The sequence below is a fragment of the Shewanella sp. A22 genome, assembly GCF_053850585.1.
On sequence record NZ_JBSQBN010000089.1, the window covers coordinates 1 to 19,974 of the forward strand.

General features: G+C 37.7%; 17 protein-coding genes and 1 riboswitch. Of the genes, 4 read left to right on the forward strand and 13 right to left on the reverse strand.

From position 1 onward, the window contains the following. Positions 1-102 precede the first annotated feature (102 nt). The 5 genes from ACWXWT_RS14795 to yegD all read right to left on the reverse strand — a co-directional run bounded on the left by ACWXWT_RS14795 (position 103) and on the right by yegD (position 5,866). Positions 103-369 (reverse strand): DUF262 domain-containing protein, encoded by a 267-nt coding sequence (locus ACWXWT_RS14795; protein ID WP_456042345.1) that lies wholly within the window; start codon positions 367-369, stop codon positions 103-105. Further along, positions 370-2,037: a DUF262 domain-containing protein gene (locus tag ACWXWT_RS14800; protein ID WP_456042346.1), complete on the reverse strand. Its 1,668-nt coding sequence runs from the start codon at positions 2,035-2,037 to the stop codon at positions 370-372. Positions 2,038-2,618: 581 nt separating this feature from the next. Further along, complete coding sequence (locus tag ACWXWT_RS14805) at positions 2,619-3,026, reverse strand: GFA family protein (protein WP_456042347.1); 408 nt, start codon at positions 3,024-3,026, stop codon at positions 2,619-2,621. A gap of 697 nt (positions 3,027-3,723) precedes the next feature. Beyond that, the gene (locus ACWXWT_RS14810; protein WP_456042348.1) at positions 3,724-4,191 is read right to left on the reverse strand and encodes a CreA family protein; all 468 of its coding nucleotides are present in this window, start codon (positions 4,189-4,191) and stop codon (positions 3,724-3,726) included. Between the two features lie 259 nt (positions 4,192-4,450). Next, positions 4,451-5,866 carry a molecular chaperone gene (gene yegD / locus ACWXWT_RS14815; RefSeq protein ID WP_456042360.1) on the reverse strand — a complete coding sequence of 472 codons (1,416 nt, stop codon included), beginning with the start codon at positions 5,864-5,866 and terminating at the stop codon, positions 4,451-4,453. 228 nt (positions 5,867-6,094) lie between these two features. Here yegD and ppk1 point away from each other — a divergent pair, with 228 nt between their 5' ends. Both ppk1 and ACWXWT_RS14825 read left to right on the forward strand, forming a co-directional pair. Further along, positions 6,095-8,233, forward strand: coding sequence for a polyphosphate kinase 1 (gene ppk1 / locus ACWXWT_RS14820; protein ID WP_456042349.1), 2,139 nt, complete (start codon positions 6,095-6,097; stop codon positions 8,231-8,233). Positions 8,234-8,239: 6 nt separating this feature from the next. Next, a complete protein-coding gene (locus tag ACWXWT_RS14825; RefSeq protein WP_456042350.1) occupies positions 8,240-9,727 on the forward strand; it encodes a Ppx/GppA phosphatase family protein in 1,488 nt (495 codons plus the stop codon). Positions 9,728-9,785: 58 nt separating this feature from the next. Here the strand turns inward: ACWXWT_RS14825 and trhO are convergent, their stop codons facing one another. Further along, entirely contained in the window at positions 9,786-10,790 is a 1,005-nt protein-coding gene (gene trhO / locus ACWXWT_RS14830; protein WP_456042361.1) for an oxygen-dependent tRNA uridine(34) hydroxylase TrhO, read from the reverse strand. A gap of 848 nt (positions 10,791-11,638) precedes the next feature. Between trhO and ACWXWT_RS14835 the strand changes: the two genes are divergently transcribed. Beyond that, positions 11,639-12,361, forward strand: a complete 723-nt coding sequence (locus ACWXWT_RS14835; RefSeq protein ID WP_456042351.1) for a glutathione S-transferase — start codon at positions 11,639-11,641, stop codon at positions 12,359-12,361. 162 nt (positions 12,362-12,523) lie between these two features. Beyond that, positions 12,524-12,724 carry a hypothetical protein gene (locus ACWXWT_RS14840; RefSeq protein WP_456042352.1) on the forward strand — a complete coding sequence of 67 codons (201 nt, stop codon included), beginning with the start codon at positions 12,524-12,526 and terminating at the stop codon, positions 12,722-12,724. Positions 12,725-12,933: 209 nt separating this feature from the next. Here ACWXWT_RS14840 and ACWXWT_RS14845 read toward each other — a convergent pair whose 3' ends face one another. From ACWXWT_RS14845 to ACWXWT_RS14875, 7 genes are all read right to left on the reverse strand, one after another. After that, positions 12,934-13,482 carry an NAD(P)H nitroreductase gene (locus ACWXWT_RS14845; protein WP_456042353.1) on the reverse strand — a complete coding sequence of 183 codons (549 nt, stop codon included), beginning with the start codon at positions 13,480-13,482 and terminating at the stop codon, positions 12,934-12,936. A 185-nt stretch (positions 13,483-13,667) separates the two neighbouring features. Further along, positions 13,668-14,273 (reverse strand): HvfX family Cu-binding RiPP maturation protein, encoded by a 606-nt coding sequence (locus tag ACWXWT_RS14850; RefSeq protein WP_456042354.1) that lies wholly within the window; start codon positions 14,271-14,273, stop codon positions 13,668-13,670. Between the two features lie 67 nt (positions 14,274-14,340). Further along, positions 14,341-15,186 carry a DUF6279 family lipoprotein gene (locus ACWXWT_RS14855; protein ID WP_456042355.1) on the reverse strand — a complete coding sequence of 282 codons (846 nt, stop codon included), beginning with the start codon at positions 15,184-15,186 and terminating at the stop codon, positions 14,341-14,343. A gap of 41 nt (positions 15,187-15,227) precedes the next feature. Next, positions 15,228-16,250, reverse strand: a complete 1,023-nt coding sequence (locus ACWXWT_RS14860) for a phosphotransferase (RefSeq protein ID WP_456042356.1) — start codon at positions 16,248-16,250, stop codon at positions 15,228-15,230. A 35-nt stretch (positions 16,251-16,285) separates the two neighbouring features. Further along, positions 16,286-16,963 (reverse strand): nicotinamide riboside transporter PnuC, encoded by a 678-nt coding sequence (gene pnuC / locus ACWXWT_RS14865; RefSeq protein ID WP_456042357.1) that lies wholly within the window; start codon positions 16,961-16,963, stop codon positions 16,286-16,288. Positions 16,964-16,968: 5 nt separating this feature from the next. After that, entirely contained in the window at positions 16,969-17,229 is a 261-nt protein-coding gene (locus ACWXWT_RS14870; protein ID WP_456042358.1) for a YkoF family thiamine/hydroxymethylpyrimidine-binding protein, read from the reverse strand. Positions 17,230-17,283: 54 nt separating this feature from the next. Further along, complete coding sequence (locus ACWXWT_RS14875; RefSeq protein WP_456042359.1) at positions 17,284-19,485, reverse strand: TonB-dependent receptor; 2,202 nt, start codon at positions 19,483-19,485, stop codon at positions 17,284-17,286. A 57-nt stretch (positions 19,486-19,542) separates the two neighbouring features. Further along, a riboswitch (TPP riboswitch) is annotated at positions 19,543-19,649 on the reverse strand. Positions 19,650-19,974: the final 325 nt, after the last annotated feature.

Genomic DNA, 19,974 nt, shown 5'->3' on the forward strand with positions numbered 1-19,974 from the left:
GTCGACCAAGATAAGCATTGTTGGAAAACAAAAGCGATGCATGATGAATCCATCGATGCTTGAAGCAGTATTAAAGGCTGGATTGAGTAGTTCGGTTAAAAATCAAACACTCATGCGGTAGCCCTGTCTTTGCTGACCATCTAAAGGGTGTGATACATTTTGTTCAAGATTTCCATAAATAAAATCAAGCTTTATAGGCTTATTTTCGTTTACACTCTCAAATAAAGCGCCTAAGAAATTCTCTCTAATTTCTTTTTTATCTTCTCGCCCTTGTGCATAGTCTCTTTGGATAATTGGAATCTCAATTTTATGTAAATTCAAAAGTTCCCAAAAACTTAATACTTCACCTTGATGCTTAACTTCGATCATTTACAATTCCTTTTTAATGTAATTACTAAGAACAACTTCTAAATCTTCATAGTAATTCTCTCTATCTTCTTGAGTCCAAAATGAAATTTTAGGAGGGTATGAGCTAAAGTATTTTAAAAAAACATTTTTAGTACAAATAGGGATGAAAGTACCACTTTTCTCTCTGTCTATAATTGTTTTTCTTTTTAGAGGAAAAACTGCATTTTTATAACCTCGATTCGTTTCGGAGTCGAGTAGTGTTAAGTTTGATATGTCATTAATATCACTATCTTTCAAATGATAGTTAAAATGAGCGACTATACTCGTGAACAACTCTTCAAATTCTTCATCATTACTACAATCAGATTTATCAGCTACTTCTTTTAGTTCGCTGCCTCCTTCTGCTGTAATATCAATGAATACCTTAGCATCATTCAGCCATTCTTGTTTTTTAGAAGGTATTGCATCGGTAATTGACGTTATATGCTCAATATCCCATTTTTCTCTTTTAAAAATATCAAATGGAAAATATGAATTATCATTTTTATTATTTAGCATTGTTAATACGTTATAAAGAAGTAATACAGACTTTAGTTTTTTATCACCGTATTGAAGTTCTTCTAGGTATACATTGTTAAGATCTTGTTTTATTTCGTTATCCAATAGAAAACGAAATTCACGTTTTGTTAGTAAAGCAGATTTTTTATATAATTCTTTTATTGTAATAACATCAACCGCTATTAAGTACCCAATTTTGTGGTATAACTCTCTTTCTTCAAACCACTCTTGAAATCTCTGAAAGTATCTCTTAATTTCTAACCAGTTGACTTCAATTGTTTCTTGGTTTTTATTAAGGAATTTTTTATTAAAAAATCTAAACGTAGAATAGTTGTCTGTAGGATCTTTTTCACTATTCATTAGGTCAAAAATAAACTCAATTCGATTGGTTGCTATATTTGTACCATTTAAAAAATACCAAAACCTATTATTTTGCAATGAATGTTCAATATTATCCCACTCTGTTGATATCTCTAATTGTTTAAGCCTTATTTTATCTGATTTATTTTTATCGAAATTTGAGCTGTTTAAAAATAGAGCTTTAATAAGTTCAGAGTTTGTTAAAGGTATTTTCCCTATGTTTATTCTCGTAAATACAGAAATGGAGTCATCTTCATTTCCTTCATACCATATAACTTTTGATTCAAACTCAAATTTTGATTCAAAATCATTAATATTGAAATTTGGCCGAGAAAACCACTCACAAATTGTACGATATGCTTCAGATATATAATAGAAATCAACATTGCTATTATCACTGTCATCTTGTTGTAAATTTATCAAAAAGGAAGATGAATTCTCTCTTGTTTCATAGTTTAAATGAAATAGTTTTTTAGGTTCACGAAATCGACTACTTAAAAACTTAAGTATTAAATAGATTGTTGTCAGCCGCTGCTGACCATCAATGACTTCATATTGTCCATCATCTTTTTTTTTCACAACAATAGGTTGTAAACAATACCATGTTTTATTGTCTGTTTCATCAACAAACCTAGGCTTAAACTCTGAAATATCATCTAACAGGTCTTGAACTTCTTTTGGAGTCCATCTATACCCTCTTTGATAAGAGGGTATATAAAAGCTCTCATCTTTGATCTCATTTATTGTTTTAAGCGTCAGTAAGTTGCTCATGTAACATTCCTTAATTGATAATTCTTAACTATATTATCTCTGGGATCGAAATAGGTAAACGACTGTTTATTAGATTTAACTTACCGACTCCACTATCGAGTTCCACTAATTTGTGACATTACATCATCGAAAGCAGAATCCCTGTCCGGATTGAACTCTCCGTTCCTGTCACCGAAGAAAATACATAGCCACCCATTTTTGAAGTAACAACATAACCCCTTTCTGTTTGAGTTGCCAACACCTGCTATCATTTTCTAAACAAACAGATTCAACCGAGTGATTTAACAAATGTGGACTCAATTGCCATTAAATGACTCATAAGCTAAATTCAACACAGCAGAAAAGCTTGATATCAATCAAGTGAAAGATGGTTTTCTGCGATTAAGAAATGATTGCTTAGGCGCACAACCAGCGCTGGCAGTTGACTGCACCTTGTCGTCGTTTACCAAAATACATAGCCACCAAACGATTAAGCATGCCACCCATTTTTAAATCGTTATCTTGACTCACCGGGAGCGTCCATACATGGCCATGTTAATTTGGTCTGTTCATTAATTTTTTGTTTAAATTCCTTATTATGTTTACTTTGGAAAGCCTGAAATTTTAGCGACTTGTAAACCTTCTTTGTGCCATTCAGTCTGCTCCGAGCAAAATATTTGTGCGTCTAGTTTTATTGATGGCTCTCCATTTAAACTGCCAGCAGGAACAATTAAAGATTTACCACTTTGCGAGATAAACGGTAAGCCAGACGCACAATTTTCACAGAAGGATTTCGAAAAAGAACGTTCTGGATGATCATAGCGTTTTATTTTTTCAACACCTTTAATCCAATTTATATTATCAGGTGAAGTGAATAAATTAGAGGCGTGTGCAGTACCTGTTAATTTTCTACATTGTTCACAATGACAAAAGAAAAAATTACTGAAGTTATCTTCTAGTGTAAATTCTACGTCGCCACAGCAGCAACTACCTGAAATTATATTAGTCATAGTAACCTCCGTGTTGAATAAATGATTGTAAACATGACGTTTTATTAGTGTGTATAGTTTTATTGGTGCGTTTACGCGTTTATCACATTAGACTAGTGAAAACACGCACAGTTAACTATTTGTATGAAAAGAACTTATCAGCTTTTCATCAAATACACCATCCGGAAAAATACCCATGCATTGTTAGTCGCTTTACGGTAGAGCCAAACATTAGACAAATAGATGAGATTTTTTGTAGGGCAACTCGTTCGTCTGTTTTCGATACTCTAAACAAGTGCTAGCAAACTTTGGGACAGAAAGGACTTAGAATAATAATGCTAAGCCTTCACCAATATTTTGTGCCGTTTACAACAATTTTGTTATTCAACACCAATTAGTCGCAGGTGAAGCAATAACATGGATTTTTGAATTAACGATAAGATGGCGGTCTCTTGAACGTTCAGAGTAAACCATAAATGAGTTTATATTGTTGTCATATTACCCAGCCGAAATATGATATTTAATAAATATCTGCTTAATATTATCTCTAACAACCAGCGATGTAATTATTATTCATTGCTGGTTAAATATCTAAATTAGCTGACTCAATCCACTGAATTAATAGGTTCTTCCCGCGCATCTTTCCATACCACCTTCAGTATGACGAGATAGCAGATAATCCACGCAGACGCCCTGAGCCTGGGCGCGATCTTTGGCTTTATTGAGCTGGTGTTGGCTCAATATAAGCCTTGGTTCCCCAAAGTGGAACCGTCGAAAGACTGTGTTTAAAGCTTCCCGATGTTTCTTTGGTAGAGTATGACACATACATTAATGTTTGATTTTCAGCATCGAATATTCTTCTAATTTTCATTGTCTTAAAAAATATGCTTTTTGATTTTTTAAATACAACCTCACCAGATTTACTCTTATCTATTTTTGCAATCATATCTTTGGTGATTTCACCCGTTTGCCTGCAAGAGATAGAACTATCACTTGGATCTGAAAAACTGAGGTTTTCTTCTATTGAGGCAATGTGACACGTGACACCTGATACTATTTCATCTTTTAAAATGTTTAGTTTTATGTCTTGTGTAGTAAACATTCCAAGTGAAACATCACCGACTTCGTTGTCAGAGCAGGCAGTAAGCAGTGTCGTTAAACATAGCGCAATTAGTATTTTTTTCATCGGTAACACCTTGTCGTGTTGAACGTTTATTATCGAAAAATAGGATTAGTATATAAAGTTTCGAGCAATGCCATTAAAGCCACATCATTAATGTTATGTCTTTCATTATCTGCTTTATTGGTATTCTTTACGTAGTAAATAGGCCTAAACTGCTGATGTCGACATCATCGCCACAAATTCATATCACTATCATTTATCACTTATCATCATGCTAACTCATATCTATATCGTTAATGTGGTTAACCTTGTTGATTAATAGCTATGTTAATAAGTTAAAGGCAGTTTGAGCACAGCGTGTTAGCCCAGCAGTTACCGAACCAAAATGGTCACCCACCACCACTTTTGCATTTGGATACACACTAGCAATTCTGTTATATATCGCAGGGCTTCGAGCTGTACCGCCAGTGACATAAACAATATCAGGAGTACTTGGCATATCACAATCTTGTTGTTCTGCTTTGGTGATAGCTGTTTGTATCGCTTGCTGCATCAAAGCTTCTACTTTATTAAGCGGTTCATTAATGGCTTGTTCAAATTGTGCCGCAGTTAATGGTACAAGCAATCCTTTTTCAATGAAATCTAATGCGCATTGGGTGCTATCGTTGTCTGACAAGCTAATTTTGGCCGCTTCAGCTTGGCGTACAACTTGATAACTCATTTGATTTTTTTGTACTTTTTGTAAACGGACCAACAGCTCCGGTTGTTGCGCTTCTTTAATTAACAACTCGACTAACTTGCGCGACGCTAAACTGACAAATTCACGTTGGGCACTAATGTCGTTTACCGCTACCGCATTCCAAAAAGGAGCTCTAGGTGTCGGCTTGCCATTTATCATTAAAGTATCAGCGCCAAAGCTTGGCATTAATCCCGTCATCGCTAATGCGATATCTAAATCATTACCGCCAATACGTTGACCTGAATGACCAAAGCAATCTGAACTGCGATCTTGTTGCTTAATGTGCGATGGTCCCATTTTTACGACAGAACAATCTGTGGTACCACCGCCAACATCGACAACGAGTACAGTATTGTCGGCATCAAGATTGGCTTCAAAATCCATTCCAGCTGCTAATGGTTCAAATAAGAAGGTCACTTCGGTAAAACCCGCTCGAGAAGCTGCAAGACGTAAAATAGCTTCTGCTTGGCGGTTACTCTCTTCACCACCTATGCCCTGAAAGTTGACAGGTCTACCTATCACGGCATGAGATGCTGCGGTCAGAGACTTAGCATGCAGTGCTTTATCGGCCGAGGTTTTAACGTGCTGCATCATTAATGTGACGATATCTTCAAACAAGCCGATTTGATCAGGTCGTAAGCCGTTGGCACCTAAAAATGATTTTGGTGAACGGACATAAAACCCTTCTTCTGGCATTTCTAAGTAAGCATCAATAGCGGCTTGGCCAACAAACACCGCTTGCTCATTTGGTAATAAATCAAGCTCATGACGCATTTGTTTTGCTCGCATTAACTGCGAACTGCGCAAATGAGAATACTCTGCTGTTAAGTGATCAGGTAATCCTTGGTATACCGCTTCGGCAATCAGCTCTCTGTCCATTGCATATAAGGTTGAAGGCATAAAATTGGAATGATTGGATAAAGGCAGTAAGGTTACCTCATCATCAATCATCACCCCTATTGCACAGTTAGCACTTCCATAATCAAATCCAACAAACATTGATTTACCTTCAGTCATTTCATCAAAAAAAAACGCTAAAAGTAACACACAAATGCTACTTGCTAAACCATTTATCACGGTTTTAAAACGGTACCATTTTATGCCAATAAATATTTCTGTCATCAAAGCCATTTAAAATAGAACTGAAAGCTAATTATCTCTCTTAAAATAGCGATTAAATATACGGCTACTCAATATGTTACAACCATTGATTCTATAGGGAAAATTGTGACTACTAATACTAATCATCTATATATCGATAAAGAGTTATCATGGTTATCTTTTAATGAGCGAGTTCTACAAGAAGCTTATGACAAAAATGTGCCACTGATTGAGCGAGTTCGATTTTTAGGTATTTTTTCTAGTAATATGGACGAGTTTTTTAAAGTCCGAGTGGCCTCAGTCCGACGATCTACATTATTGGCAAGCCTTTCTGATGAATCCAATGCAAGCAGAAATTTATTAGATCAAATTCAACAAAAAGTCATCCATTTACAAGAACGATTCGATGCTATCTATATCGATCTAATGAAAGAACTAGCTCGTTGTAACATTTTTTTGGTTAATGAATTACAACTTCATGAATTTCACAGCCATTGGTTACGTAAATACTTTAACGATAATTTAATGCGCCATATTGCTCCATTTGTATTAGTTAAACACAGTGAACTAATCAAAAACATTAATGATGACGCCACTTATTTATGTGTTTGTTTACACTTCGGTGGTGACAAACAATATGCTTTTGTTGAAATTCCTACGGTTAATATTGCACGTTTTATCGAGTTGCCTTCAGAAAAGAAGACCAAAATCCGTCACCTTATTCTATTAGACAATATCATTCGCCATTGTATAGATCAGTTATTTAAACCCTTTTTTGAATACGACAACATTGAAGTATTCTCAATGAAAATGACCAGAGATGCTGACTTTGACATTTCAATTGAACTTGAAAAAACTCAATTAGAACAGATGTCTAATGGTCTTAAAAAGCGTTTATATGCTCAACCCGTTAGACTTGTGTTTGATCGTGAAATGCCTCAACACATGCTCAACATGTTAAAAAAACAACTTAACATCAGTTCAACTGAGTGCCTAATACCTGGTGGCCGTTATCACAGTTTTAAAGACTTTATTAATTTCCCTAATCTTGGGCGCAAAAAGCTACTAAATGACAAAATGCCTGCATTAACTAGCGCACAGTTTAAGGGCAGCTCAAATAATTTTGAAGCTATCCGTCAACACGATATTTTACTTAACTATCCGTATCATAAGTTTTCTCATTTTACCGAACTAGTGCGTCAAGCCGCTTATGACCCTGAAGTGACAGCTATTAAAATTAATTTATATCGAGTGGCAAAAAACAGTCATATTATGCAATCGTTAATTGATGCAGTTAAAAATGGCAAGCGTGTCACAGCAGTAATCGAGCTTCTCGCCCGTTTTGATGAACAATCCAATATTGACTGGACTGTACGCTTAACCGAGGGGGGCGTAAAAGTACATCATGGTATCCCCAGTTTAAAAGTGCATTCCAAACTGTGTCTTATTTCGCGTAAAGAAAATAATAAGACGGTGCTTTACGCTCATATTGGCTCAGGCAATTTCAATGAAGGCACGGCTCGATTTTATACCGACTTCTCACTGTTCACTGCAGATCAACAGATTACTCAAGAAGTTAAACAAGTATTTGATTTACTTAAACGGCCATATCACAAAGACAATTTTGAGCACCTCATTGTTTCTCCGTTTAATTCTCGTCAACGCTGGATTGAGTTAATCGACAAAGAAATTCAATTTGCCAAACAAAATAAACCTGCATCAATTACTCTAAAACTTAACAACTTAGTTGATGAGATTATGGTTAACAAACTGTATGAAGCATCACAAGCTGGAGTCACTATTAAATTGTTGATCCGTGGCATGTGTAGTTTATTACCACAAATGGATGGTGTAAGTGATAATATTCAAGTATTTAGTATTGTTGATCGTTTTTTAGAACATTCTCGGGTGATGTTATTTCATGCTGGTGGAACAGAAAAATTGTATATAGGTTCATCTGACTGGATGAGCCGAAATCTAGATGAGCGCATTGAAGTGTGCACGCCGATCTATGATGTTAAATTAAAAAAGATGGTAATGGATATTTTGCAGATTCAATTTAGTGATAATACTAAATCGCGGGTGATTAATCAGTATCAGGATAATCAATACAAGCCCAGAGGCAATAAGCGAAAAGTGCGAAGTCAGATTGCAATACATCAATATTTATCTCAATATGAAACTAAGATAGCGCAAAAAAAGACCGACCATAATGCCAATTCAGAAATCGAATGGCTTGAACAAAAATCACAAAAAAAGGCTTAAAAATAGGTGTCATCCACACAACCATCTCTGCATTTTGTTGCTATCGATATGGGATCTAATAGCTTTCATTTGGTTATTGCCCGTGAGCAGCATGGCATAATCCAAATTCTGCATAAAGAAAAACGTCAAGTCCAATTAGCTAAAGGGCTTCAGGATGATGGCTCGCTTGACGATGCAGCCATCGAGCGTGGTTTAGCTTGCTTAACTGAGTTTAATCAACGTTTTTCTGAGCTTGAACAAACTCGAGTAAGACTCGTTGCGACGCACACTTTGCGTGTCGCAACTAATTACCAACAATTTATTAAAGCTGCGTTAAATATTATTCCTTATCCCATTGAGATAGTTTCTGGTCATGAAGAAGCGCGACTTATTTATAATGGTATTGCACACAGCCAAACCTTAACGGCGCAAAACTTGGTTATTGATATTGGCGGAGGTTCTACTGAGTTGATAGTAGGAAAATTCAATTCTCCTATCCACTTAGCCAGTTTAAAATGCGGTTGTATCAGCTATAATCAACGTTATTTTGCTTCAGGTGAATTAACCAAAGAACATTTTAAAGCAGCTCAAAGTGCCGCAGACAAACAATTTTCACAACTCAGCAATGCCTACTTTAAACCTCACTGGCAATTGGTATTAGGTAGTTCTGGTACGGTTAAAGCAATATCAGATGCATTGAATAGCTTAGGGGATGAACCGCAGGCATTAAACTTAGACAATTTAAATAAATTAAAACGCTACCTAATTAATGTTTCCCACATTGACCAAATACAGCTCGAATACCTAGACCCTAAACGGATCCCCCTATTAGCATCAGGATTGAGTATTTTGATCAGTTTTTTTAAACGATTATCTATACATCAGATGCAGATTGCCCAAGGGGCATTACGAGAAGGTGTGCTATATGAGTTGTCACACATAGAACAACGAGAAGGAGTTAAACAACACACCATCAACAGCTTAGCTAAGCTTTATCATATTGACCCTGTACAAGCGAACAATGTGATCAACTCAATCAAACATCTATATCCACAAGTTGCATCAAAATGGAAAATCGACAACTATTTGTGGTTACTTAACGATGCTGCAACCTTACATGAAATTGGTATTCAAATTAATTCGCGGGCTCACCAGAAGCATGGCGGATACATTATTGAAAAAAGCGATCTTCCCGGTTTTAATCAGCAACAACAGCACCTTCTGGCTTTATTAGTAACCAATCAACGAAAACGAATAGATATCGATTCTATCGCGCAACTAGATCAAGATGAACAAACATTATTGATCCGATTATTGGTTATTTTTAGGCTGGCGATGGTGCTCAACATTGGTAGAATGGGGAACAGTATTGAGCTCATTACAGTAATTGTTGATGAACAAACGGTGACTTTATCACTATCAAATAATCAATACTTTCAAAATGACCTACTCTGCCGAGACTTAGAACAAGAACAGAAAAGATTGCTAACATTAGGAATAAATTTACGTTTTTAATAAATTATTCCTAATGAATAGCCTATTTGAAATAATATTATTCAATAAGTAATTAATGCTACCCTTTGCTGTGTACTTTTTCTTGTGCTTTACGCTGAGCTTCTTTTTGTTGGCGGCGAGCATCAATGACTTGTTTTACATCGCTGCCAATATGCGCTTCACCGCGTTGTTTAGCTAATTGTACTTGACGTTCACGCTCAATAAACCGCTGACGTTGTTCTTGCGGCACTTTATCAATGCAATGAGGACAGCTGACACCTTGAACATAAGCTTCAGTTTGCTTTTCTGCTTCAGTAATAGGCATACGACAAGCATTACATTGATCGTACTGTCCTTTCTCAAGGCTGTGATTTACCGCTACACGGTTATCAAACACAAAGCATTCACCTTCCCATAAGCTTTGTTCTTGTTCAACCTCTTCGAGGTATTTTAAAATACCTCCTTCAAGGTGATAAACCTCATCAAAGCCCTGCTCTTTTAAATATGCAGTTGATTTTTCACAACGAATACCACCAGTGCAAAACATCGCTACTTTTTTATGTTTGGCTGGGTCTAAATTTTGTTTTACGTATTCAGGAAACTCGCGAAATGTCTCTGTAACTGGATTGACCGCGTTTTTAAAAGTACCAATTTTAACTTCATAATCATTACGCGTATCGACCAATACTACGTCAGGATCAGAAATTAATGCATTCCAATCCTTTGGCTTGACATAAGTTCCCACGACTTTACGTGGATCAACACCTTCAACCCCCATAGTAACGATTTCTTTTTTTAGCTTCACTTTGGTGCGGTAAAACGGCATTTCATCGTCAAAAGACAGTTTAGTGACAATATTGTCTAACCCTGGTTGAGTGCCCAACCAAGCCAGTAAGTTGTTAACTGCAGATGCCCTACCTGCAACGGTGCCATTAATGCCTTCTTGAGCAAGTAATAAGGTCCCTTTAATGTCATTTTGCTCCATGACACAAAGTAGTGGCTGGCGAACCGCTTCAAATTGAGGTAACGCTACAAATTTATATAATGCACACACAACAATTTGAGCTTGTTGAGTTTTGTACATAGATTCTTGCTTAAGATCTTGCATAACAATTGACTCCGCTGGCTGGAACTTAATTTCCAGTGCATATAAAGGTTAGCGCACCATGCGCTAGCGCTAAAAAACGGCGCAAATTATACCTAAATCACAGTTTTATAACACGTAATAATTCGTTTTGATTTAATATTACGATTATAATGCAGTTTTTAAGCGCATTCAGCGTTTGCAATGTTATTCAATTCCAATAATGATCGGGTCATAAACGGACGTATAAATGGCATTAATCAAGATGAAGACGTCAATCATCGTTAACATTACATCAAGCAGGTCTACACAAGTTAAGGTGATTTGAAACCCGACCGAAGCAAACGTCTCAAACACTCTTCTACTGCGCGGCACTAATGAAAAGAGAGCAACTTAATGTGCCTTGAACTAAAAAGCATGAGGCACTTTGTACAAATAATACCAATCCTATTAAATATGTGATCTTTCAGCGGGAGTTCAAAGTGCTGTAGGCAAGGCAGATGATTAAAGCGAATAGTGATCCTCGGTAACAAGCTCCTGCGTTACTCTACCTCCAGTATCTGACCGCCATGGATGGTGGCAATGTCTTATTTTTTATGGAAAAAAATAGACCATGCAGTGGTATTTTGAAAGCATCTAACGAAGCATAAAGGACTTTGAAACCCGCCAGAATGGAGTCTCTCAGGTATTCCACTTCTGTGTTACATCGATTTAAAAGGCAACAACCATTTCTACATCAATGTGCCTTGAATTAAAAAACCTGAGAGACTCTGAACTGACCAGATATTTAATGAGATTGGTATAAGTTAATGTGATGGGTATAAACCAATGATTGGGGTAATAAATTAATGGATTCAACCATTTTATATAACTTTCGACGCTGTCCCTATGCCATGCGAGCCAGAATAGGTTTGCACTTAAGCATGCTCGATCCTTACGTTCGAGAAATAGAGTTAAAAAATAAGCCAAAAGAAATGCTTGCAATATCGGCAAAAGGCACTGTACCGATATTACTCACCGAAAATGGGCAGGTTATTGCTGAAAGCCTTGAAATTATGCAGTTTGCACTCAGCCAACACCCAGATATCAACTCGCCATGGTTAACAACAACAGCTTACCAGCAATTGCTTGCTGAATTGACCCAACCACAAACATTAACATTGATACACGCTAACGATAATGACTTTAAACCCTGGTTAGACAAATACAAATATGCCGACAGATTTCCTGAACAAAGCCAAATTTGGTACAGACAACAAGCTGAACAATTTATCCAATTACTGGAAACACAATTACAGCAACGTCGTTATTTATGTTGCAATAGCCCGACTTTAGCTGATTTCGCCATTTTTCCGTTTATTCGCCAATTCGCTAATGTCGAACCGAATTGGTTTAACACATTGCCGTACCCACAAGTCAGTATTTGGTTAAACACCTTGGTTAATAGCTCACTTTTTGCAGCCGTAATGGAGAAATACCCACTGTGGTTACCAGAACAAAATATGATTAAGTTCAAACATTTGCAACAAGATAATGTAAAGATAATACCTTTATGTAACACTAAAGAATGATCGATATTGAATAATTTACTGGCTATTATTCTGTTTTAATTTACAGTAAATTATCCAGTGTAAATAAGTAGCTTCTTAACTGAATCTTCGGTTATTTTTTACGGCGTCTAAAATTAACGTTACACTTAACTAAGTCATTGCTAACACGCAAAGGAACATGACATGAATAATATGGATATTACATTAGCATTAATGCTAATTGCATTGCTGATTTTACATATTCACTTTTGTTATCGAGCGATTACCTCTAAAGCTCATATTAAAAATCGACAACGAATTGTATGGTCAATGATAAGTTTGTTGATGGGGCCACTCGGCTATTATGTATATCAAAACCTTATCCCACTCGAATTCTATGAATAGATTTTTTTAGAGCTTTGGTTTGAAGTTCAGTGAATAAAGTCTGATTGTTTCTTAATACATTATTGAACAAGAGCTTGTTAACCCCTTTCTCGTCGTCCCGGTAATGCTTTTAAACTGGGTTACAGCTGTTGTTTTACTTTGTACTTATGGCCTACGGCCACCAATGTCGTGGCCGCAGGCCATTGGTCATAACCCCAACCTTGCAATGCTTACAAATATCGCGCAAATTGCTGACCACTTTTAAGCGGTTTAGTGGGAGCGAGCACTGCTGGGGTGCCAACATATAAAAAACCCACAATTTGATCGTCTGCGGCTAATCCTAATGCGTTATTCACATTAGCATCAAAAGCAAAATCACCAGTACGCCATACCGCACCTAAACCCAACGAAAACGCAGCTTGCTGCATCGCCATTGTGGCGCAACCTGCGGCGATGTGCTGTTCTAAAGCTGGTACTTTGTCGTGAACTTGAATTTTAGCAACAATAGTAATCACCATTGGTGCCCGATATGGCATATTGCCAACTTTAGTTAAAAACGCTTCGTCAGCGCCTTGCTGCTTTGCTGCATCAACAAAAATACCTGCCAGCTTTGCTAAACCTTCATCAACTGCAATAATAAACTCCCAAGGAGTTAATGCTCCGTGATCTGGTACTCTTGCTGCTGCATCAAGTAAAAAAGTAAGTTGTTCTGCATTTGGCGCAGGTGCGACTAAACGGGGCGTAGACTGGCGAGTTAATAACAATTGTTTAGCGTCCAAAATTCATTCCTATTGAGTAAACCATATCGCCGATATTAACAAAAATCCCACGTGTTAGGTGGGATTTTTTAGGGTTTTACTGCGTAACTTCAATCTGTTGTTATCTGGTAACTATTCGATAAAAAAAGACTGATATACCAATTGTATTATTGATGTGTTCAATAAGATGATTATTGGAATTTGCATTAAGAGCAAGGCGACTTCAGCAACCGACGTCCAATAAAGTAATCAACGCTGGTATAGCGTCCACCACCAATCACAAATAACGCCAACAACATAATAAAATAAGTCATGGCAAATTCGATTCCATTATTTAAAATAACAACATTACCCGAACTGGTTAGCCATTCATAATTTCCATGTTGTTGTAATATTGCCTTAACTTCTGCTAATTTTTCCGCAGAGGCAAGAACTCGTTCATTAGCTAACCATGAGCTGGGGTCTGCAATCGCTAACCAACCATTTGGTAAATGTACAGCAAACGCCGCCACCAACATCGTCACCATCATCGGCAGTGCTATCAACCGTGTCGCTAAACCAAGTAACAATAATATGCCGCCAAACAGTTCCGTGCCCGCAGCTAAAGCGGTCATCACTTCAGGCATAGGTAATCCTAAACCCCAATCAGGATTACCAAACCATGCAGCGGTGTCATCAAAATGAGAAAGTTTATTGTAACCCGCCTGCATTAGCACTGGTGCAAGATAAAGCCTTAACCCTAAGGCTGCTAAACCTTGTAACTGTTTTATTACCAGCAAAAACGTTTGATATAAACCTATTAACCCCTGCATAAATCATCCTTTTACCTAATTGTGAATTAACAGACCTGTTAAATCAGTAAAATATTTCACTCTATGATTATTTATCTAAGTGCAGTTCAGTTAAATCGTCAACTAATTCAGATAATTTACGGTTAAAATGTTTTCGTTGTTTCTCGCTAAAACTTTCATTTAACTCAATCAACATGGCTCCAAATTTATGTGTATTTTCATCTAACTTGTCACGATAAACGGTTGATTTAAGTTCATCAGGCGCAGTCATTAACTGAGTCATTTGTTGGACAAAATAATCATTTTCACTGCGGCGCAACAGTGCTTGCTCAAATTGGCGTAGCCATTCATGGCGATACTCAAGCCACATGTCTAATGTGGTTAAACGTTCCGAATTTGCTTGATGAATAATCTTTTTTTGGGTATCTGTGACATTGCCAGTCCACTCTTTTACACTTTTCTCAATGCGCTTATCTGAATCTTGTACTAGCTCGGTTTGATCTTTGCCAGCGTATTCTTCAATAAGATCTTTTTGTTCTTTCTTAAGTTGAGTTAGCACTTGCTGGACCTGCGTGTCATCAAAACTGGCAATAATTTGCAACAATTCAGGCATGACAACATTAAAAATTCGATACCAATGTGCTTTTGCCATCTTCACTTGTTGTTGCCATAATGCTGGTGTTAACGTGTGTTGATTAGCTTGGATAGACAATAATTGCAGTTGATCCCGATAACGCGGTAATTCTTCTTGCCTGTGCCACACAAGAAAGTCTTCTACTACCAGATCAAATTTATCTTGCTGCTCACGATTTAAATCGACGTATTCTTCAACTTCCCATTCGATTGCCCAGTCTAAAAAGAAATAACTGACTTTTGTTGAACAACCAACAAAGAATATTGTACACATCAATAATACGAACATTTTTTTGGTCACAATTGATCCCTCAAAGTTAAGTGAACCTATATATACGTCGTTTAATTAGTTAGGGCGATGTATTCATTGTAATAGTTAATGTATTTAGTCATCGATTGAGTGGAAGACTCAGGTTCCTTGGCTGCCATCAATAATGCCCACATGGCCGAAAATAGCCAAAAACAATTAATCGCAGCTGGTAATGCCGCTTTTGCCGCGGCAAAATCCGTTAAACTGGCTATACAACAATATTGCACAATCATCTTATGGGTCAATTGATCAACTTGCGCTGCCGTTAGGTGATGTGTTGCAATCACACTGGCCAAATCAAATAAAGGATGACTTGCAATAGCATACTCATAATCAATACAAACTAACCTTGTTTGCTCGGGCTTACTTGTTGACTCACCACTTAACAATAAATTGTAAGGTGTTAGATCTCGATGACAAAAAATAGGTTGTAACAGGCAAGATTCTAATTGCGTCAACCAATGTTTTATTTGCACATTCTTCTGCTGTAACTGTTGCCAAGCAAGATGCCATTCAGGTCGAGTTTGGGTTAAACGAAGTGAGTCTAATTGCCGAGCATATTGTTGCCATTGCGCACTTACGCTAATACTTTTAGAGGGTAAAGTTAATGTACTGAGGGATGACAACAGTTGTTCTAGTTGTAGGGCAACATCAACGGCAGGTGTGGCCATTATCGCAGAAGGTCGGGCAGATAAATGACCGCACATAAATGACAATATAGACCAATCACCATGGTATTGCGGAATATACTCACTTAAATAAAGTTGTTTGTCATCGCTAACCCATTCAAGTTTGGGTGCAACGTTGCCCTTAATAGCGAAGTGCCAACATTCGACTTCTAGGTCTCTATCACACCAATTACTGTGTAATTGATTTACTCGCAATACTTTATTACCTTCGATACAAGACAGTAAATAATTTTGGTTACTTAAGCCCCCATTCAATAAGGTGACAGCCGTACATTGTGACAATAACAATTTATACAGCGCAGCTGGCATTGCTAGCTGCACTGTATTAATGACATCACAAGGCAAAGTGAGTAATGGTGAGGACATTGATTCTCTAACCGAACAATATGATAAAATTGCAATTATACATTAATAACATGTTGATCTAACTTATCTTGTTGAATAACCGTGTGACGATATTTTTTACGCCACATTAAATAGCCCGCTACAGCCATTGCCACATATAATACAAATAAACCCGACGTTAGCATTAGGCCTTTTTGGAAATAAAGATAAATTGACACGACATCTATCACCAGCCAATAAAGCCAATTTTCCAGCACTTTTTTTGCCACTAAATATGTTGTGACCACGGCAAAACATGTCGTTGCGGCATCAACATAAGGAAACGCCGCTGACGTATTATTAGCCATAAAATAGCCGACAATAAGCGACATCAACGATGTCACAGTAATAACGATACCGTGAGTGGCTAAAGACCAACTTGTAATATTAAGTTGCTTACCTACATTATGACCTTGTGACGGTTGTTCAGGGGGAACATGTAACCACAACCAATAACCATAAATAGCCATGCCCATGTAATAGATATTTAACACAGACTCCATCAATAATGATACGTTCCAAAAAAGTACCGTATAAATAGCGGTACTGAGAAACGCTGCCGACCAACACCAAATATTTGTTCTCATAGCAAGAATAAGATAAACCAATGCAAGCATTACGGCTGTGGCTTCCCAAAATGTCATTAGTGATGCTTCACTAAATGCTTGTTGGATAGCTAGGAACACATCGTTCATGACAATTATTCGCTATGTGTGAGGTCAAGCTCACCACCAATAAATTTACACACAAATACAGCTTTACCCCATTTTTGATGTGCGGCTTGCATTTCAATGGCTAACATCGACATCACATCGGCATACTCGCCACAGATTTGGGTAGCCATCGCGTTAGTCACACGTTGGATATTGTCATAACTATCGACTCTGCCGATAAACCATTGAATAGGATCAAGGTAGTTTTCATTAAACGGATACATGCTGATTTCTGCAGTTAACTTCATCTTTTATTCCTTATTAAAAGCCGCTACAACATAGGTTGCAACGGCCTTAAGTCATTACATAAATTGAACTTCTAATGTCACGCCTATTTGGCGAGGGTCACCGTAACGAATATATTGCTTGTCAGCCCAGTCTTGATCTGGCTCATTGCCAAAATAAAAACCTCGCACACCATATTGTTCATCAAACAAATTGCGGCCCCATAAATATGCCGACCATGTTGGCGTTTCATAGCCTAAGCGAGCGTTATAAATGGTATAGGCTTCTGACTGAGATTCATTGCTGTCAGAATAATAAAACTGACTTTTACCACTGGCATTAACGTTTGCAAACCAGCCCGAATCAGCAACATAGGTCATGCCTGCACTGTAAGTAAATTTTGGCGAATGCGCTAAGTCACGCCCAGATAAATCGACGGTAGTACCGTATTTGTCACTGTATTGATATTGGCCGTATTCGGTTTCTAACCAACCAAAACCACCATAGAATTCAATGTTTTCTGTTACATACCATTTAGCATCGAGCTCCGCGCCATAGTTACTTGAACTACCGGCATTTTCGGTAAATAGAATAAATCGCTGCGGGCTATCTGGGTCTTGTAGAGATGCAGCAACTTGTTGATCTTGGCGATCCATATAAAATAGCGCCAATGTAGAATCTACTTCTCCGTCAAACCAGCTCGATTTCAAACCGACTTCATAGTTATATAAAATCTCAGTATCAAATTCTTTCTTGTCAGACAATTCAGCTGGTAATGTCATATTAAAACCACCGGCTTTATAACCTCTGGCAACTCGAGCATAAGCATTATGATTAGCATTAATGGCTTTTGACAACGCAATATGGCCTCCCCACATATCTTCTGATGGGGCAAAGTTATCGTTATTACTGTCACTATAATCACTATCGCGACGTTCGAAGCGTAAACCTGTCGATAATAAGTAATCATCGCCTAAATGGCTGTCTAGTTGACCAAATACAGCATAGTTTGTCGCCTCATAATTTGACTGCAACACTTCATCTGGCCAAGTGTTGTACTCTGAATACAAGTCGTTATCTTCTTGTAAATTCATCGCGTATACACCCACTAACCAGTCAGTGGTTCCCGCCCAGATACGTCCAGCCGTTTTTGACGACAAACGAAATTCTTGAGTTAAGGTTTTACGATCGCCCTTTTTGTCCCAGGTGTAGTCATAAACACACGGTTCAGAACCCGAAACAGCACCGGTGTCGTCATAGACGCTGCAGGCTTTACTCGCCCAATAATCCGGGTTGGCCCAATCACCATCATAAGCATAGTGATGATCAGTTTGCGCAAATGATGTTAACGATGTGAAGTCAAATGCTTGTACGCCTGTGTAGATAAACTTAACCCCTGCTCCAGTGGTTTTCTGGGTATCAACACCCGGTTGGTCGGTTAAGGTGTTAGTGCGATTATTGTCTAATGTCCATACATCGTAACCATTATCAAAGTTGGCATGTAACAAGGTTAAGTCGATTTGTAAGTCATCAGTCGCGTACCAACGGAACTTAGCCCTCGCCGTTAACTCATCACGTTCATTGGTATCATCGCGGTTAAGATAAAGGTTGTCACGATAACCATTTTGGTTATGTTGCTCTAAAGATATTCGGTAAAGCAATTTACCTGAATCACTAAGTGGACCAGAACTAAAGCCAGAAAGCGTGCGAAGGTTGTCGTCACCTAAACTGACTTTTGCCCCATGTTCAAATGATTCTGTAGGGTCATTACTTTTTAAGTAAATTAATCCGGCTAACGCATTAGCACCATATTGGGTACCTTGTGGACCGCGCAAGACTTCAACTTGCTGCATGTCATACATGCTTGACACCATGCCAAGACCCGATAAGTCGATATCATCGACCACAAAGCCTACGGATGAGTTGGGAGCACCTTGATATTGTTCTTGTTCACCAACACCACGAATTTGGAAATATTTAGGACGAGAACTGCCACCAGACCAGTTAAAGTTGGCAATAGAATTGAGCACATCTTCAAAATGTTGCGCCCCTTCGTCTTCGAGTTGCTGTGCATCAATAACCGTCACACTTGACGGCATTTTATCAAGGCTGATATTACTAAAGTCAGCGTTAACAACAATAACTTCCATTTTTTCATATTCAGGAGTTACCCGTTCAACATCAGCAGTTTTAGCCATAGCAACAGGCGAGCTTAATGCTGTAATAACAGCTAAAGCAATGGGAGTTTGGTGTAAGCCAGTAGATTTTTTCGTGAACATAGGACCTCAAATAATTATTTTGAGATCCGGCAAGAGTAGCGAATAAGAGGTGCACATAAAGATAGTGTGGCCCATTCCTACGCCGGTATAAGCCGGATCAGGTTCTAAGGGTTCGTCTTACAGACATCTCAGTTCAGTTTTACTAAACACCCCTTGGCGGCCACGATTATAAACTATCTCTAATCTGATTACACGAACAGTCATACATTTTGATAACACAAATATACGATTAATAGATCGCTAACATTTAAGGTAAATAAGGTGCTTGCTTAATCATTCAAGCTGAGGCAACACAAAGTGGGTATAGGGTTAATAGGAGAATATTTCGCGTACGGATATGTCATACCAATTTCATTAAATAACTGGTCAGTTCAGAGTCTCTCAGGTTTTTCAATTCAAGGCACATTGATGTAGAAATGGTTGTTGCCTTTTAAATCGATGTAACACAGAAGTGGAATACCTGAGAGACGCCATTCTGGCGGGTTTCAA

Coding starts and splice junctions, on each gene's coding strand:
- ACWXWT_RS14795 (WP_456042345.1), bottom strand. CDS start 369: ATGATCGAAGTTAAGCATCAAGGTGAAGTATTAAGTTTTTGGGAACTT.
- ACWXWT_RS14800 (WP_456042346.1), bottom strand. CDS start 2,037: ATGAGCAACTTACTGACGCTTAAAACAATAAATGAGATCAAAGATGAG.
- ACWXWT_RS14805 (WP_456042347.1), bottom strand. CDS start 3,026: ATGACTAATATAATTTCAGGTAGTTGCTGCTGTGGCGACGTAGAATTT.
- ACWXWT_RS14810 (WP_456042348.1), bottom strand. CDS start 4,191: ATGAAAAAAATACTAATTGCGCTATGTTTAACGACACTGCTTACTGCC.
- yegD (WP_456042360.1), bottom strand. CDS start 5,866: ATGTTTGTTGGATTTGATTATGGAAGTGCTAACTGTGCAATAGGGGTG.
- trhO (WP_456042361.1), bottom strand. CDS start 10,790: ATGTACAAAACTCAACAAGCTCAAATTGTTGTGTGTGCATTATATAAA.
- ACWXWT_RS14835 (WP_456042351.1), top strand. CDS start 11,639: ATGGATTCAACCATTTTATATAACTTTCGACGCTGTCCCTATGCCATG.
- ACWXWT_RS14840 (WP_456042352.1), top strand. CDS start 12,524: ATGAATAATATGGATATTACATTAGCATTAATGCTAATTGCATTGCTG.
- ACWXWT_RS14850 (WP_456042354.1), bottom strand. CDS start 14,273: ATGCAGGGGTTAATAGGTTTATATCAAACGTTTTTGCTGGTAATAAAA.
- ACWXWT_RS14860 (WP_456042356.1), bottom strand. CDS start 16,250: ATGTCCTCACCATTACTCACTTTGCCTTGTGATGTCATTAATACAGTG.
- pnuC (WP_456042357.1), bottom strand. CDS start 16,963: ATGAACGATGTGTTCCTAGCTATCCAACAAGCATTTAGTGAAGCATCA.
- ACWXWT_RS14870 (WP_456042358.1), bottom strand. CDS start 17,229: ATGAAGTTAACTGCAGAAATCAGCATGTATCCGTTTAATGAAAACTAC.
- ACWXWT_RS14875 (WP_456042359.1), bottom strand. CDS start 19,485: ATGTTCACGAAAAAATCTACTGGCTTACACCAAACTCCCATTGCTTTA.